The following is a 15,097-nucleotide window of genomic DNA, read 5'->3' as shown; positions in this document are numbered from 1 at the left end:
ATTTCAGACCCCGAGCTGCTCGCGGGCCTTGTCGAGAAGGAAGCGCCCGTTCGACACCGGGCGGAACGCGCGCGCCGCGTCGGTGAGGGCGTCGCGGGAATCCGGCGGCAGCTCGATGTCGGCGGCGGCGACGTTGAACTCGAGCTGCTCGAGGCTGGAGGCGCCGGGGATGGCGACCACGCCCGGCAGGCTGATCAGCCAGGCCAGGGCCACCTGCGCCGGCTTGGCGCCGACCTGCGCCGCGACGTCGCGCAACGTCTGCAGGAGCGGCTCGATGCGGCGCAGGTTCTCGGTGCCGAAGTACCGGTTCACCGCTCGAATGCCGCCGGGACGGTTGTCCACGCCGTACTTGCCGCCCAGCAGGCCCTGCTCGAGCGGGCTCCAGGCGATCACGATGCGGCCCTCGCGCTCGGCGAAGGGCACCAGATCCTCCAGCGCGCCGGAGTGGGCGAGCGAGAAGTGCACCTGGTTGCTGATCACCGGCCGCCCGAGCGCGGCGTCGGCCTTTCGCCACCGCTCCAGCGAGTAGTTGGAGACGCCGGCCGCGCCGATCTTGCCCTCGTCGAGCAGATCGCGCATGCCGGGCATGATCACCGAGTCGGGGACCACCGGGTTGGGCTGGTGGATCTGGTAGAGCGGGATGCGGTCGAGTCCCAGCCGCCGCGCGCTCGCCTGCTCGCGCTGCTTGATGACGACGGGGAAGGGGGCGACGGGCATGACCTTGCTGGCCACCGCGACCTCGGCGCGCTCGTCGCCGAGCGCTTCGCCCAGGATCCGCTCGCTCTTGCCCAGCCCGTACACCTCGGCGGTGTCGAACAGCGTCACGCCCAGGGCGCGGGCGCGCTGCACGATGTCGCGGGCGGCGCCGGAGGCGTAGCCCTCGCCGTAGCCCCACTCCCGCGACCCGAACTGCCACGTGCCCAGGCCGATTCGGCTGACCCGTCCGACCCCGTCGACGTCGAGATATTTCATGCGGCCCACCCTAGGCGATCCCCTACCCCGGGATCTTGTTCAGCGCGGCGGTGGCGATGCTCACGGCCGATTGCCGTGGCTTGGCGCCGTCGGTGGTGCCGCTGTACGACACGTACAGGTCGACCACGACGTTGGCCTTGGCCGCGACGGCGCGGGCGGAGCGCACCTGCAGGCCCTTGGGCGTCAGATCCAATGCGGTGATGCCGTTGCCGGCGTCGGTGGGCTCGCCCAGGGCGAACGGAATGGGCCCCGCCTCGGGGATCGTCACGCTCACCGTCGTGCCCCCGCACCGGCGCCACCCGTCCAACAGCTTCGCCAGCTGCGATTGCGCCGCCGGTGTGTCGCGAAACGCCGCTACGGCCTCGATGACCTGGACCGACTTGAGCAGGCTGCGGGTGTCGGAGAATTCCGCCGCGCGGTAGCCGAAGATGGCGTCGACGTTGTAGGCGTCCGGGGTCCCGGGGGCGATGCTGCCCCAGCACTCCGCCCGGTCGATGGTTCCCTCTCGGTCGGACCTGCTGGGATGGTCCCACGTCTGGCCCGCCTCGAGGTTCTGGTCGTCGGTGATCGTCTTCAGGTCCCCGAGGCTGGGCAGGACCGTGCCGATGGCGTCCGGCGCGACGGACGGCCCCGCGGGCGCCGCGGCGGTGGTGGCCGGTGTCGCCGGGCGGTCCGGGGTGGACGGCAGCGCGGCCAGGGTGGCCCACCCCACCAGGGCGAGGATCGTGACGCCGATGATCGCGTAGGACAGCGCCAGCGCGGCCAGGGCGCGGTTTCGGCCGAGCTCGCCCGTGCGGCGGATCTGCGCCAGCGCCAGGTGTCCCAGCACGGCGCCGACGGGCGGGGACGCGAAGGCGAACACCAGCGACCGGCTGGCCATCGCGTTGACCGGCGGGCGATACGGCTCTGGTGGTGGCGGTGGCAAGACCGGCGGTGGCACCGGCGGGGCGGCGGGGGGCATGCGACCCAGCGGGTCGTAACTCAGCGGACCGTATCCGTAGGGATCCTGAGGATTCACGCCAGTGGCCTCCTTAGCCCGGCATCCTGACCCGAATGTAGCCGACCGGCCCCGCGCCGTCGAAGCCGCAATTTCTATAAGTCCACGTTTGAGAAACCCGTGCCCGGGTACGCGCGCACGGTGGGTTTTCTCGTCGAGTCGTGGCCAGAAAGCTGGCACCGCAGTCGGGTATTTCGAGTCCTCAGCCTCGGCGGGTACGTCGCCTTCAACCTGCCCCGGGTGGTAACGGGGCTGGGAGCCATCCTGCTCGTCGGCGTCGCCGCAACGCACGCCTACGCGCTGGCCACCCAGGCCACCCGAGACGCATTGCCCTGGTATTTCGTCGTGTACGCGGTGGCTGTGATCGCCGGTTGCCTGCTGGTCGGCCTCGCCTTATGGGTCGGCCGCAATCACCATGTGGCACAAGCTGGTTGGTACTTCGGCAGCCTGCTTTCGGTCGTCGTGATCGGCGTCGACGTTCTCACCCGGGTGGTCTATCTGCCCGCCCTCACGGGAATGACCGGACGGTGGGATTTCGCGCCGGCATCGTTCGCGTTCGCGTTCGCGGGCGCATTCCTCGCACTGCACACCACAGTGCTGCTGGGCATCAACGTCGCCTATCCGCAGCGCCAGCGCTGGGAGGACTGAGCAGCCGCGTGATAACCCTCGACTACCCGGCGTGGCTGCGCATCGACCACTGGCTCAACGTGCTGTTCCTAACCCTGTTGCTGCGCAGCGGCATTGAGATCCTTTCCACGCATCCCAAGCTGTATTGGCGGGAGGACAGCAAGCCCGGCACCGAGTGGGCGCGGTTCACCACAAAGACGATGCCGACCGACCGGCTCTACGACACCCTCGACGAGGAGGAGGATTACAGCCCGCTGGTCGCGCTGCCCGGCCACAAGAGGCTCGGCATGGGGCGGCACTGGCATTTCATCTCGGTGATCGGCTGGGTGCTGGTGGGGCTGTCCTACTACGTGCTGTTGTTCGCCACCGGCCAGTGGCATCGGTACTGGCCGCAGTCGTGGGCGACCTTCGTCGAGGCCGGCAACGACATCCTGACGTATGCGACGTTCAACCTGCCCCCGCTGCTGCCCAACGAACCGCTGGACGCCATCCAGAAGCTGACCTATGCGGGCGTCGTCTTCGTGCTCGCCCCGTTCCAAATCCTCACCGGCGCGGCACAATCCCCCGCGATCGAGGCGCGGTTTCCCTGGTTCGTGCGGCTCTGGGGCGGACGGCAATCCGCCCGCAGCCTGCACTTCCTCGGGCTGGTCGCGTTTTTGGTCTTCATCGCGGTCCACGTGTCGATGGTCTTCTTCTGGGGCTGGGGGCAACTCAACGCGTCGATGATCTTCGGCTCCGTCCGCAACGTCACGCTGGCAATCGTCTTGTCGTTCTTGATCATCGGCGCGATCGTCGCCGTCCACGTCGCGGCCACCGTATGGAGCCTGCGCAAGCCGGTCCAGGTTCGCCGCATCCTCGGCGCCGTCATCACCCGGGCGCGGCTGATCCTGCTGCGCCCGTTGGACTCCCGGCAGGACTATCCGGAACGGATGCTGTCCGAAGAACACCGGGTCAACGGCAAACCGCCGTGCTCGACCGAGTACAAGGTGATGGCGGTGCACAATTTCGTCGACTGGCGGTTGCGGGTCGGTGGGCTCGTCGAGCAGCCGATGACGTTCGACCTGGCCGCGCTGCGGGCGCTGGCCGAGCCGCAGCGGCAACGGGTTTTGCACAACTGCGTGCAGGGCTGGACGAGCATCGGCGAGTGGACGGGCCTGTCGCTGGCCGCCCTGGCCGACCGGGTGCGCCCGCTCCCGCAGGCGCGCTACTTGTGCCTGCTGACGATGCAGGACACCGGCCGCGACGAACCGAGCGCGGAGGGGGAGGGGCAGTTCTACGAGGTGATTGATCTCGAACTGGCCTACAAGCCGCAGACGATCCTGGCGTACGAGATGAACGGAACGCCGTTGCCCATCAAGCATGGTGCGCCGCTGCGGCTACGGGTGGAGACCCAGGTCGGCTTCAAGATGGCCAAGTGGATCAACGCGATCGAGTTTGTCGACGACCACCGCGGCATCGGCTACGGCCTAGGTGGCTGGCGAGAGGACAACGTGCATTACGACAAGGATGTGGAGATCTAGACATGACCGCCGACGCGATGCTGCGCCCGGAGCTGATCGCCCTGGACGCGACCGCCCGCGAACGGGTCACCGAACAGATCACGGCCAAGGGCGGCTACTGCGAATGCTGCGGCGCAACGGGTTTCGACGTCGGCGACGCCCTGTTCCTCGGCTTCCTCTTCCTCGACGAGGAGCGCGACGCATACATGATCGCGCTGACCTGTCGCAACCCGGACTGCGCCAAGCCGCGGACCGGAATCGTCCTGAGCGCCAAGGACTTTCTCAGCGACGGCTCCGCGGACGAAAACGCTTCGCACTCGGGGCCGAGCCCTCGGTGAAGTTCGGCTCGGCCAGCCGGAACCGCTCGATCAGATGCGACAGCGAGCGCAGCTCGTGGCGCAACGCGGCAAAGGTGCGCTCGTCGGCGTCCGTGAGCCGGCCCAGCGAGCTGTAGTGCACCAGGCGTCGCAGCCGCCCGGCCAGCACCGTGCCCCACCGGATGCTGAAGTCGTAGCGTTGCCCTTCGCTGATCGGCGCCTCGTCGTCCTGCTTGGCAAGCTCCTTGAGCGCCCTGATCTGCCCGGTGATCAGCTCGACGTCACCGTCGATGTCCACCGCTGCCGCCGCCCGTGCGGGATTTTGTGTCGCGCTCATCGTCTTCTCCCTTGCGTTACAGTTGCGGCTTGGCGACGCTGACCACATAGGGCGTGTCGGCCAAAGTCAGGTAGATGCGGTGGGGCCCGATGGCCATGCCCGAGGGGCGCGCGGATTGCGCGGCGCCGCCGGGCAGGGCCGACCGGTAGTTGGTCACGCGGATCACCGGAATGTTCTGGTCCGGAAAGCCGGTGAAGCTGTTGGCCTCCAGCGTGACGATTTCGTGGTCGGTGGCCGCGTAAATGCGGGTGTCGTCGGTGCCGAGTTCGCGGATCGGCGACGGCAGCCGGGCGCTGGCCAGTACCAGCATTCCCCTGCCGCCGCGGCGCGAGTCGACGGCGTAGAGCGTGCTGCTGTCGTGGCCGGCCACATAGTTGCGGGTGTCCGCCGCGCCGTCGCCGGCCGAGACCGCGACGTCCATGCCCAGCAGCGAGCCGCGTTGTTGCGGTGGCGACGAGAAGCCTTCGTAATAGCGGATTCCCGACGGCGCGTAGACGTGATAGTCGATCTTTCGCCCACGATTGGCGCCGTCGATGCTGTCCGCGGGCGCCTCGCCGATCGGTGCGGTGGGCAGCTTCCGCAAGCCGTACTGGTCCACCGGCGTCACCGCCGTCCCGTCCGCCGAGAGGGCGAGCAAGATCCGCACCCCGGCGTCTTCGGCCAGGTATGCCGGGGCGGGGCCGGCGTCGAAATCCGCGGTCTGGCGCAGGCTTTCCAGGTCGACGGCGGCCACCTTGCCGCGCTGCGGTTGCGGGACGAACACGGTTCGGTCGTCCTTCTGGCTGATCTGCAGGTTGCGGCCCACCGGCATCGGCGCGGATAGCCGCGTGTTCGCGTCGCCGGGATGGGCGCCGCCCGTCACCGCGGCGAGCCGGTTGTCGTCGGTGATCGCGACCAGGGCGTGCGTGCGATAGGACCAGACCGGTTGCCGCAGCGCGGCGCCCACGCGCCACAGCGCCACCTCGGGGGCGCTCTCCAACGATGTCCCGGGCGCCGCGCAACCCGGCGCCACCGCGACCGCGCCCAGGGCGCAGGCCGCGCCCAGGCGTCGCATCCGTCGAGACCAGCTCATTTCGGAGAATTACCCCAAACCGTGCACCTCACACGCCCTTTTGTGGCGGCGACGCACGCCGTTTGGTACCCACGCGGCTCGGGTAGCCGCTAGGGAGTGCGCAACAGCCCGCGCGCTGAAAAGTAAGCAGATTGGGAGGGACGTTATGGCAGAGCACGCCATCAAGTCGCGCTCCGACGTGGTCGACTTTCTGGTCGGTCAGCACGAGCAAATCAAGTCGATGTTCGCCGAAACGTTGTCGGCCTCGGGGAAAGACCGGGAGAAGGCCTTCGTCGGGCTCCGGCGACTGCTCGCGGTGCACGAGACTGCGGAGGAGGAGATCGTTCACCCGCGCGCCAAGCGGAAGATCGCCGACGGCGCCGCGGTAGTGGGCAAGCGGCTGGAGGAGGAGCACGAGGCCAAGACGGTCCTGCAGAAGCTCGAGAAGCTCGACGTCGACAGCGCGGAATTCACCCGCCACCTGACGGAACTCCGTGACGCCGTGATCGATCACGCCGAGCACGAGGAAAAAGACGAGTTCGCCAAGCTGAGCGAGGAATTGAGTGAGGACGAGTTGGCCCGGATGGGCCGTGCCGCCAAGCTCGCCGAGGCGATCGCGCCCACCCGGCCGCACGCCGGCGTCGAGTCCCAGGCGGCCAACCTGACCGCGGGCCCCTTCGCGGCGATGATGGACCGGGCCCGTGACGCCATCATGGGCAAGGGCTGATCATGGCCTGAATCATGGCCGCCGCCAAGACCAGCGCCGCACGCTATCTGCCGCAGGACCGCGGCCTGGATTCGCTGAAAACCGCGGCCGAGCGCTGCCACGGCTGCCCGTTGTTCGCCGACGCCACCCAGACGGTGTTCGGCCACGGGCACCGTGGCGCGCCCCTGATGCTGGTCGGAGAGCAGCCGGGGGACCAGGAAGACCGCGCCGGCCTGCCGTTCGTCGGGCCCGCGGGGCGGTTGCTCGCCCGCGCGCTTGACGACGCCGAGATCGATCCGACGCTGACGTACCAGACCAACGCCGTCAAGCACTTCAAGTTCACCCGCAAGGGCGGCAAGCGCCGCATCCACCAGAAACCGAGCCGCACCGAGGTGGTCGCGTGCCGCCCGTGGCTCATCGCCGAGATCGAGGCGGTGGCCCCGCGGGTGATCGTCTGCCTCGGTGCGACGGCCGCGCAATCCCTTCTCGGAGCGAGCTTTCGGGTGTCGGCCCAGCGCGGCGAGGTTATCCACCTGCCCGCCGCGGTCGATCTCGACGTGACGCCCGAGCCGATCGTGGTCGCGACCGTGCACCCGTCGTCGGTGCTGCGCGATCGCAGCGACTCCCACGACGAGGCCTACCAGCTATTCGTCGACGACCTGCGCAGCGCGCGCTCGGGGCTGGGCTAGGGCGTTCGCCAGGACCTGCGCGACGTGCATCGGGTGCCGGTCCGTGGCGAGGGCGCGGATCTGGGTGCGGCAACTGAACCCGTCGGCCAGGACCAGCGTGTTGGCGTCGGCGTCGCGCAGCGCCGGCATCAGCTTGTCCTCGGCGCACGCCACCGACACGTCGTAGTGGCCCTTCTCGAAGCCGAAATTGCCTGCTAGGCCGCAACATCCGGCGTCGAGGACGTCGACGTCCACACCGGCGTCGGCGAGCATCTTTTTGTCCTTGGTGTAGCCCAGGATCGCGTGCTGATGGCAATGCTGCTGAACCACCGCGTGGGCGTCGATCTGGGGCGGGTCCCAGTCCGGCGCGCGCTCCGCCAGCAGCTCGCCGAGGGTGCGGGTTTGCTTGGCCAGCCGGTGCGCGTCCTCGTCGCCGAACAGCAACTCGGGCAGATCGGACCGGAAGACCGCGGCGCAGCTGGGTTCCAGGACCACCACCGGCGTGCTGGTCCGCAGCGCCGGACGCAGCGCCGTAAGCGTGCGCCGCAGAACGCGTTTGGCGACCTTGAGCTGCCCGGTGGAGATCCAGGTCAGCCCGCAGCACACGGTGCGTTGCGGCACCTCGACCTCGAACCCGGCCGCCTCCAGCACGGCCACGGCGGCCTTGCCGACGTCGGGTTCGAAGTTGTTGACGAAGCTGTCCGGCCACAGCACCACCCGCCCCCTTGTCGGCGCCGCGGCGGCCGGGGCGCGGTCGCCGAACCACGCGGTGAACCGCTCGTCGGCGAAGCGGGGCAACTCGCGCTGGGGGTCGATGCCGCCGACCTTCTTGAGCAGTGCCGACGATCCGGGCGCGTGCGCCACGGTGTTGAGCGCCCGCGGCGCCACCGCGGCGAGGCGCGCCCACAACGGGATCCAGCCCATCGAGTAGTGCGCCATCGGCCGGAAGCGGCCCCGATAGTGGTGGAACAGGAACTCGGCCTTGTAGGTCGCCATGTCGACGTCGACGGGGCAGTCGCTGCGGCAGCCCTTGCACGCCAGGCACAGATCCAGCGCGTCGTGCACCTCGGTGGAGCGCCAACCGTCGGTGATGACGTCACCCTGCAGCATCTCGAACAGCAGGCGCGCCCGCCCACGGGTGGAGTGCTCCTCCTCACCGGTGGCCCGGTAGCTGGGGCACATCACGCCCGATTCGTGGCCGCGGCACTTGCCGACCCCGACGCAGCGCGCGGCCGCCCGCGAGAAGCGGTGATCGTCGTCGGGATAGGCGAACATGACCTTGGGTTCGGCCGGGCGGTAATCCACGCCGAAGCGCAGGTTCTCGTCGAGCCGGTACGGGTGCACGACCTTGCCGGGATTCATCCGGTTGTCCGGATCGAACAGCGCCTTGGTCTGCTCGAAGGCCTTGACCACGCTCTCGCCGAACATGATCGGCAGCAACTCGCCACGGGATTGACCGTCGCCGTGCTCGCCGGACAGCGAGCCGCCGTAATCCACCACCAGCCGTGCCGAATCCTCCACGAAGGAACGGTATTTGGCGATGCCCTCGGCGGTCCGCAGCACGAACGGGATGCGGGTGTGCACGCAACCCTGGCCGAAATGGCCGTACAGCGACGCGCTCGCGTAGTCGTAGCGCTCCAGCAGCTTGCGGAAATCCCTGAGGTAATCGCCCAGCCGGTCCGGCGGCACGGCCGCGTCCTCCCACCCCTCGTGGGTTTCGGGCTCGTTCGGCGGGTACGCGGTGGCGCCGAGGCCGGCCTCGCGAGCGGCCCAGACCTCCTGCTTGCGTTGGGGGTCGTCCAGCACGGTGGCTTCGGTGTGCACGCGCTTTTGCAGGGCATGGATCATCGACTTGGCCTTGCGGTCGGCGTCGTCCTGGTCGTCGCCGTCGATCTGGACCATCAGCCAGGCGTTGCCGTCGGGCAGCTGGCGCAGCGCCTTCTCGGCCAGCCGCCGCGAATGCTCGAGTTCGACCAGGCGGTCATCCAGTCCCTCCAGGGCCGCGGGGTCATGCTCGAGCACGGCCGGCACGGCATCGGCCGCGGCCCCGATGTCGTCGAAGCCCAGCACCACCAGCGCGGTCGCGGCCGGCGGCCGGACCAGCTGCAGCTCCGCGCGCAGCACGGTGACCAGCGTGCTCTCCGAGCCCACCAGCGCCTTCGCGACGTGAAAGCCGTTCTCCGGCAACAACGAATCCAGGTTGTACCCCGAGACCCGCCGCGGGATGTCCGGGTAGCGCGACCGGATCTCGTCGGCGTGCCGCTCGGCGATCGCCTTGAGGCCGCGATAGATCTCGGCCCTGCGGCCCCCTTCGTCGAGGATGCGGCGGAACTCGTCGTCACCGGTCGGCCCGACCCACATCCGCAGGCCGTCGTAGGTCACCACCTCGAGCCGGCGCACCGAGTCGACCATCTTGCCGTACGCCTGGGCGCTGGATCCGCAGGAGTTGTTGCCGATCATCCCGCCGATCGCGCAGCTGACGTGGGTGGACGGTTTCGGGCCCACCATCCAGTTCGCCGACTTCAGGCGGTCGTTGAGAACGTCCAGCTTGATGCCCGGCTCCACCACGGCGATTCCCGCCTCGGTGTCGACCGACCCGATCCGCGTGCAGTACTTGCTCCAGTCGATGACCACCGCGGCGTTGCAGGACTGCCCGGCCAGGCTGGTGCCCCCGCCGCGCGACAACACCGGCACCTCGTGGCGGCGGCACACGCCGATGGCGTCGGCGCCGGCCGACGGGGTGCGCGGCAGCACCACCCCGATGGGCACCTGCCGGTAGTTGGAGGCGTCCGTGGAGTAGGTCGCGCGCGACCCCGGGTCGAACCGGATTTCGCCGTCGACCTCGGCGCGCAGATCGGCGGCCAGCGAATCGAACAACTTGGGCGTTCGAGACCCAGTCATCGCTCGGCCCGCTCCTCAATTCTTCTTGTGCGGCAGGAACTCCTGCGCCTTCGTTTTAAGGCCCACCTTGACGAAGCCGACGCGGTCCTCGTCGCCGGACAGCACCGCGGCGGTGGCCGCCTTGAACTGGTCCCAGGTGGCGTGCGGCGGAATCGGCGGCATGTCGGGGTCGGTGTAGACGTCCAACACGGTGGGACGGTCCGCGGACAACGCGTTGCGCCAGGCGTCCGCCAGCTCATCGCCGTCCTTGATGGCCATCGCGTTCAGACCCAGGCTGGCGGCGAACCCGGCAAAGTCGATGTCGGGAAGGTTCTGCGATTCCGCGAATTTCGGCGCACCGGCCATCGCCCGCATCTCCCAGGTGACCTGGTTCAGGTCGTTGTTGTGCAGGATCGCGACGACGAGGCGCGGGTCGTCCCACTCCTGCCAGTACCGCTTGATCGTGATGAGTTCGGCCATGCCGTTCATCTGCATGGCGCCGTCACCGCTGAACACGATGACCGGCCGTTGCGGGTGCGCGAATTTCGCGCCGATCCCATACGGCACGCCGGGACCCATGGTCGCCAGCGTGCCCGACAGCGAGCCGCGAATGTTGCCGCGGAACTTCAGCTGGCGCGCGTACCAGTTGGCGGCCGAACCGGAGTCGGCCGTGACAATGGCGTCGTCGGGAAGTTGCGGGGACAGCTCGGAGAACAACCGCATCGGGTTGATCGGGTCGGCGCTGACCTTCGCCTCCATGTCCATGGTCTCCCACCAGCGCGACACGTTGGCCTCGACGGTTTCGCGCCAGCTGCGGTCCTCCTTGCGGCGCAGGTGCGGAATCAGGGCCCGCAGCGCGGCCTTCGCGTCCGAGACCAGGTTGACCTCGTAGGGGTAGCGCATGCCGATGAAGCGGCCGTCGATGTCGATCTGCACGGCGCGGCACTGCCCGAACTCGGGCAGGAACTGCGTGTACGGGAAGCTGGACCCCACGGTCAGCAGCGTGTCGCAGTCGCGCATCAGCTCGTAGCTCGGCCGGGTGCCCAACAGGCCGATCGAGCCGGTGACCCATGGCAATTCGTCGCTCAGGACGTCCTTGCCCAGCAGCGCCTTGGCCGCCCCGGCGCCCAGCAGGTCGGCAACCTCGGCCAGCTCCTCGCGCGCCCCACGGGCGCCGTTGCCGACGAGCATGGCGACCCGTTGCCCGGCATTGAGCACGTCGGCCGCGCGGCGGATCGCCGCGTCGTCGGGGGAAACGGCCGGCCACTCGATGCCCAGGCTCGACGGCACCATCTTGAACGCGTGCGTGGGCGGCGAATACGGCAGCTCCTGCACGTCGGAGGGGATGATCAGCGCCGTCGGCGCCCGCTGCGCCATGGCCACCCGGATCGCGCGGTCCAGCACGTTGGGCAATTGCTCTGGGACGGTGACCATTTGGACATAGTCGCTGGCCACGTCCTTGAACAGGCTCAGCAGGTCGACCTCCTGCTGATAGGACCCGCCCATGGCGCTGCGGTTGGTCTGACCGACGATGGCGACCACCGGAACGTGGTCGAGCTTGGCGTCGTAGAGCCCGTTGAGCAGATGAATCGCGCCGGGGCCCGAGGTGGCCATGCATATCCCGACGCGGTCGGTGAACTTGGCGTACCCCACCGCCTCGAAGGCGCTCATCTCCTCGTGCCGCGACTGGATGAACATGGGCCGGTTGTCGGCGCGCCCGAACGCGGCCAGGATCCCGTTGATGCCGTCGCCGGGATAGCCGAACACGTGCTCGACACCCCACGTCCGCAGCCGCTCCAGTAAATAGTCCGAGACCTCTTGCTTAGACATTCAATGCCCTCCTCGACAGACGTTGGGTGTCGTTGGGCGCGCGAACCTGTGCCCGTGTCGGCTTGTTCGCCGCGCCGAACGAGACCGGATCGCCATGGTTCGACTTTCCGGGCGGCTTCCGGGCAGCGCCTTCAGGCGTGCTCCGGCGCACAAATCAGCGCATACCCGAATTCGCGGCCCTTATTCCTGGGTGCTCGCTGGGAGTTTTCGCCGGATTTGGCGGCCCGGCGCGGCCGCGTCAAAACCCTGACGGGGCACCGTTTCCCAGGTACGGCAGCCCCGCGGCCCGCACCGCGGCCGGGTCGAGCGCGTTGCGGGTGTCCAGGACGAGCGCCTGGGGCGCGTCCCGCGCGATGGCGCACCAATCGAGGTCGCGAAACTGCGGCCACTCGGTCAGCACGACGATCGCCTCTGCCGCCTTGGCGGCGCGATACGGGTCGTCGACGGCGGTCACCCCGGCTCCTTGCAGGGCCGCGGGATCGATGGCGGACAGTTGCGGGTCGTACCCCATCACCTGTGCGCCGTCCTCGGCGAGTTTGAGGCATGCGGCCAGCGCGGGGGAGTCGCGGGTGTCGCTGGTGGCGGCCTTGAACGTCAACCCCAACGCGGTGATCCGGCAACCCCCCAGCGGCCGGCCCATCCCGCGCCGCAGAGCGGTGGCGATCCGCCCTGCCTGCGCGGTGTTGGTGCGCCGCGCCGCCTCGACCTCGGCGAAGGAAACCCCGTGCCGGCGCGCTGTGTGCAGTAGCGCTGCGGTGTCCTTGGGCAGGCAGGAACCGCCCCAGCCCGGTCCGGGCCGCAGGAACTCCGGCCCGATCCGCCGGTCGGCACCCATGCAACCGGTGACGTCGTCGATGTCGGCGCCCACCCGCGCGCACAGGGCGGCCAGCGAGTTCGCGTACGAGAGCTTGACGGCCAGGAACGCGTTGCTGGCGTACTTGGCAAGTTCGGCGCTCTCCGGGCTCATGCGCAGTACCGGCTCCGATACGAGCCCATACGAGCGTTGCACCACCCGGGCCGCCGATTCGTCCTCGGTGCCGATGACCAGCCGGTCCGGGTGACAGAAGTCGTGCACGGCCCGGCCTTCTCGCAGGAACTCGGGCGCGGATACGACGCGAATCCCGTTGTTGTGCAGTCGATTTGACATGGCCGAAGTGGTCCCAACCGGAACTGTCGACTTCAGCGCGACGATGGCGCCCGGCCGCAGGACGGCGCCGAGGCGGTCGACCACCGACCGCACCGCCGTCAGGTCCGCCCGCCCGTCGTCGGCGCTCGGCGTGGGGACGCAGACGAACACGACGTCGCGGTCGGCCAGCGTGCCGAATTCGGCGCTGAAGGTCAGCAGCCCGCGCGCGATCCCGTCCCGCAGCAGGTCTGGCACCTCCGGCTCGTCGATCACCGGGATGCCGGCCGCCAGTCGTCGCACCCGGTCGGGGTCGATGTCCACCGCGACCGTGTTCAGGCCGTGTCGGGCGACGCAGACGGCGGTGGTCAAACCGACATAGCCGACGCCCACCACGCCGACCCGTGGCCCGCCGGTCATGCCCTCTCCCTTAAGATTTGGTGGGCCGCCGCCAGCACCCTGTCCACCGTGATCATGAGCAGCCCTTCATGCGGTGCGTCGGCGTGCGGATCGCCGACGCCGCCCGCCCACAGCGCGAGATGGGGGGCCGGGCCGCGCGGCCCCCACCGGCCGGGGGCGGTGGGACCGAACAGCACCACCGACGCCGTTTCGGTCGCGGCGGCCAGATGCGCGACGCCGGTGTCGCCGCAGATCACCATGCGGCTGTCGCATATCAACGCGGTCAACGCGGTCAGGTCCAGCAGCCCGGCCACCACCGAGGTGCGCGGCAGCCGAGCCGCCCGGGCGACCTCGTGGGCGAGGCCGAATTCGCTCGCCGATCCGGTGACCACGATTTCGCATCCCTCGTCGCGCAGCGCGGCCGCGACCGCGGCGAACCTCTCCGGTGGCCACTGCCGCGCCGGCGCGGAGGCCCCCGGATGGATCACCACCGCGCCGATCCGGTCGGGATCCACCGGGGGCCGGGACAGGGTCACATCGCCTGTCTCGCAATGGATTCCGGCCCACTCCAGCAGCGCGCACCAGCGATGCACCTCGTGGACTTCGGCGCGCCACGGTGGGCCGCCCAGGGCGGGGTGACGCAGATGGCCGTGCGTGAGCACGTTCCGCGGCCGCCAGGTGAGCAGGTGATCGATGCTTTGCGGGCCGCAGCCGTGCAGATTGATCGCCAGCTCGGGCGGCCGCGCCAGCGGGTGCAGGTCGCCCAGACAGGCGGTGGGCAACAGGTCGTCGACCGCGCCGGTGAGCAGCGCGAGCTCGCGGTAGCGGGTGGGTGCGGCGAGCATCACCCGGGCGTCGGGGTAGTGCCGGCGCAGCCCCCGCAGCGCGGGCACGGCCGTCAGTAGATCGCCGAGGCCGAGGGCGCGCAGCACCACGATGGTGTCGCAATCGACGGCGGTCTGGGTTTGCGCGCCCGAGTCGCGGCCTAGGGCCACGACGACTCCGTGGAGGCGCAGACCACCATCTCGCGCACCTCGCATCCGGCGGGCTGAGAGAGTGCGAAAAGCACCGTCTCCGCGACGTCTTCGGGCCGGTTGAGCTTGGCGTCGGCCGGCGGCTTGTACTGGTCGGGCCGCCCGTCGAAGAACGGGGTGTGCATGCCGCCGGGGACGAGCAGCGTCACACCGACCTCGCCGGCGAGTTCGGCCGCGAGAGCGCGCGTGAAGCCGACGACCCCGAACTTGGATGCGCAGTAGGCGGTGGCGTCGCCGACCGCCTTGATGCCCAGCGTGGAGGCGCAGGTGACAATGCGCCCGCCGGTGGCCTTGAGATACGGCAGCGCCGCGCGGATGACGGCGGCGGTGCCGATCAGGTTGACGGCGACGACTTGCTCCCATTCCTTGGCCGGCACCTGTTCGAGCGTGCCGCAGCAGTCGATGCCCGCCGCAGTGAAGACACCGGTGATCCGGCCGCCCACCCGTTCGGCAAGCGACTCCACGGCGGCCGCGACGGCACTGGTGTCGGCCAGATCGCAGGCCGCGTAGGGCACATCCGAGATTCCTGCGGCCGGCGGGTTCTTGTCCAGGATCAGCGGCACGCCGCCGCGCCGGGCCACCGCCGCCACGGTGGCGGCGCCGAGGCCGGAGGACCCGCCGGAGATCAGTACGCCTTCGAGCGATTGTGCCGTCATG

Annotated in this window: 14 protein-coding genes; 5 read left to right on the top strand and 9 right to left on the bottom strand. The window is 69.5% G+C overall.

Annotation, left to right across the window (positions count from 1 at the left end; genetic code table 11):
• Positions 1–3: 3 nt before the first annotated feature.
• Complete coding sequence (locus AWB92_RS16230) at positions 4–972, bottom strand: aldo/keto reductase (RefSeq protein WP_085187160.1); 969 nt, start codon at positions 970–972, stop codon at positions 4–6.
• Between the two features lie 22 nt (positions 973–994).
• On the bottom strand, positions 995–1,933 hold the full coding sequence (locus tag AWB92_RS16225) for a sensor domain-containing protein (protein WP_085187217.1): 939 nt from the start codon (positions 1,931–1,933) through the stop codon (positions 995–997).
• Between the two features lie 156 nt (positions 1,934–2,089).
• On the opposite strand from AWB92_RS16225, the gene AWB92_RS16220 reads away from it, so the two are divergent.
• Genes AWB92_RS16220 through AWB92_RS16210 form a run of 3 tightly spaced genes read left to right on the top strand, consistent with a single transcriptional unit; the run spans position 2,090 to position 4,433 of the window.
• Positions 2,090–2,617, top strand: coding sequence for an oxidoreductase (locus AWB92_RS16220; RefSeq protein WP_241523478.1), 528 nt, complete (start codon positions 2,090–2,092; stop codon positions 2,615–2,617).
• An 8-nt stretch (positions 2,618–2,625) separates the two neighbouring features.
• Entirely contained in the window at positions 2,626–4,116 is a 1,491-nt protein-coding gene (locus AWB92_RS16215) for a molybdopterin-dependent oxidoreductase (protein ID WP_085187157.1), read from the top strand.
• 2 nt (positions 4,117–4,118) lie between these two features.
• Positions 4,119–4,433 carry a hypothetical protein gene (locus AWB92_RS16210; protein WP_085187154.1) on the top strand — a complete coding sequence of 105 codons (315 nt, stop codon included), beginning with the start codon at positions 4,119–4,121 and terminating at the stop codon, positions 4,431–4,433.
• Here AWB92_RS16210 and AWB92_RS16205 read toward each other — a convergent pair.
• Positions 4,378–4,749, bottom strand: coding sequence for a hypothetical protein (locus tag AWB92_RS16205; protein ID WP_085187151.1), 372 nt, complete (start codon positions 4,747–4,749; stop codon positions 4,378–4,380). The two genes, AWB92_RS16210 and AWB92_RS16205, sit on opposite strands and share 56 nt — an antisense overlap.
• 16 nt (positions 4,750–4,765) lie before the next feature.
• The gene (locus AWB92_RS16200; protein ID WP_241523477.1) at positions 4,766–5,803 is read right to left on the bottom strand and encodes a hypothetical protein; all 1,038 of its coding nucleotides are present in this window, start codon (positions 5,801–5,803) and stop codon (positions 4,766–4,768) included.
• 163 nt (positions 5,804–5,966) lie between these two features.
• Here AWB92_RS16200 and AWB92_RS16195 point away from each other — a divergent pair, with 163 nt between their 5' ends.
• Positions 5,967–6,527: a hemerythrin domain-containing protein gene (locus tag AWB92_RS16195; RefSeq protein ID WP_085187145.1), complete on the top strand. Its 561-nt coding sequence runs from the start codon at positions 5,967–5,969 to the stop codon at positions 6,525–6,527.
• Positions 6,528–6,541: 14 nt separating this feature from the next.
• Positions 6,542–7,195, top strand: a complete 654-nt coding sequence (locus AWB92_RS16190; RefSeq protein WP_142282128.1) for a UdgX family uracil-DNA binding protein — start codon at positions 6,542–6,544, stop codon at positions 7,193–7,195.
• Here the strand turns inward: AWB92_RS16190 and AWB92_RS16185 are convergent.
• The 5 genes from AWB92_RS16185 to AWB92_RS16165 all read right to left on the bottom strand — a co-directional run bounded on the left by AWB92_RS16185 (position 7,151) and on the right by AWB92_RS16165 (position 15,096).
• The gene (locus tag AWB92_RS16185) at positions 7,151–10,075 is read right to left on the bottom strand and encodes an FAD-binding and (Fe-S)-binding domain-containing protein (RefSeq protein ID WP_085187138.1); all 2,925 of its coding nucleotides are present in this window, start codon (positions 10,073–10,075) and stop codon (positions 7,151–7,153) included. The genes AWB92_RS16190 and AWB92_RS16185 overlap by 45 nt on opposite strands.
• A gap of 15 nt (positions 10,076–10,090) precedes the next feature.
• Positions 10,091–11,884: a thiamine pyrophosphate-requiring protein gene (locus AWB92_RS16180; protein ID WP_085187135.1), complete on the bottom strand. Its 1,794-nt coding sequence runs from the start codon at positions 11,882–11,884 to the stop codon at positions 10,091–10,093.
• Between the two features lie 238 nt (positions 11,885–12,122).
• Positions 12,123–13,427, bottom strand: a complete 1,305-nt coding sequence (locus tag AWB92_RS16175) for a UDP-glucose/GDP-mannose dehydrogenase family protein (protein ID WP_085187132.1) — start codon at positions 13,425–13,427, stop codon at positions 12,123–12,125.
• Positions 13,424–14,401 (bottom strand): glycosyltransferase family 9 protein, encoded by a 978-nt coding sequence (locus AWB92_RS16170; RefSeq protein ID WP_241523476.1) that lies wholly within the window; start codon positions 14,399–14,401, stop codon positions 13,424–13,426. Before AWB92_RS16170 ends, AWB92_RS16175 begins: the two co-directional genes overlap by 4 nt.
• A complete protein-coding gene (locus AWB92_RS16165) occupies positions 14,392–15,096 on the bottom strand; it encodes an SDR family oxidoreductase (protein ID WP_068186103.1) in 705 nt (234 codons plus the stop codon). The genes AWB92_RS16170 and AWB92_RS16165 overlap by 10 nt, the downstream gene beginning before the upstream one ends.
• Position 15,097: the final 1 nt, after the last annotated feature.

This window comes from Mycobacterium sp. IEC1808, assembly GCF_002101935.1.
In the GTDB taxonomy this organism is placed as follows: Bacteria; Actinomycetota; Actinomycetes; order Mycobacteriales; family Mycobacteriaceae; genus Mycobacterium.
Note: the sequence above shows the minus strand (reverse complement) of the source record. Positions and strands in the feature narration are given on the sequence as shown.

Excerpts from the sequence above, each read along its gene's own strand:
- AWB92_RS16195 (WP_085187145.1), top strand. The coding sequence starts at position 5,967 with ATGGCAGAGCACGCCATCAAGTCGCGCTCCGACGTGGTCGACTTTCTG.
- AWB92_RS16175 (WP_085187132.1), bottom strand. The coding sequence starts at position 13,427 with ATGACCGGCGGGCCACGGGTCGGCGTGGTGGGCGTCGGCTATGTCGGT.
- AWB92_RS16185 (WP_085187138.1), bottom strand. The coding sequence starts at position 10,075 with ATGACTGGGTCTCGAACGCCCAAGTTGTTCGATTCGCTGGCCGCCGAT.
- AWB92_RS16210 (WP_085187154.1), top strand. The coding sequence starts at position 4,119 with ATGACCGCCGACGCGATGCTGCGCCCGGAGCTGATCGCCCTGGACGCG.
- AWB92_RS16200 (WP_241523477.1), bottom strand. The coding sequence starts at position 5,803 with ATGCGACGCCTGGGCGCGGCCTGCGCCCTGGGCGCGGTCGCGGTGGCG.
- AWB92_RS16225 (WP_085187217.1), bottom strand. The coding sequence starts at position 1,933 with ATGCCCCCCGCCGCCCCGCCGGTGCCACCGCCGGTCTTGCCACCGCCA.
- AWB92_RS16180 (WP_085187135.1), bottom strand. The coding sequence starts at position 11,884 with ATGTCTAAGCAAGAGGTCTCGGACTATTTACTGGAGCGGCTGCGGACG.
- AWB92_RS16190 (WP_142282128.1), top strand. The coding sequence starts at position 6,542 with ATGGCCGCCGCCAAGACCAGCGCCGCACGCTATCTGCCGCAGGACCGC.
- AWB92_RS16230 (WP_085187160.1), bottom strand. The coding sequence starts at position 972 with ATGAAATATCTCGACGTCGACGGGGTCGGACGGGTCAGCCGAATCGGC.
- AWB92_RS16165 (WP_068186103.1), bottom strand. The coding sequence starts at position 15,096 with ATGACGGCACAATCGCTCGAAGGCGTACTGATCTCCGGCGGGTCCTCC.
- AWB92_RS16205 (WP_085187151.1), bottom strand. The coding sequence starts at position 4,749 with ATGAGCGCGACACAAAATCCCGCACGGGCGGCGGCAGCGGTGGACATC.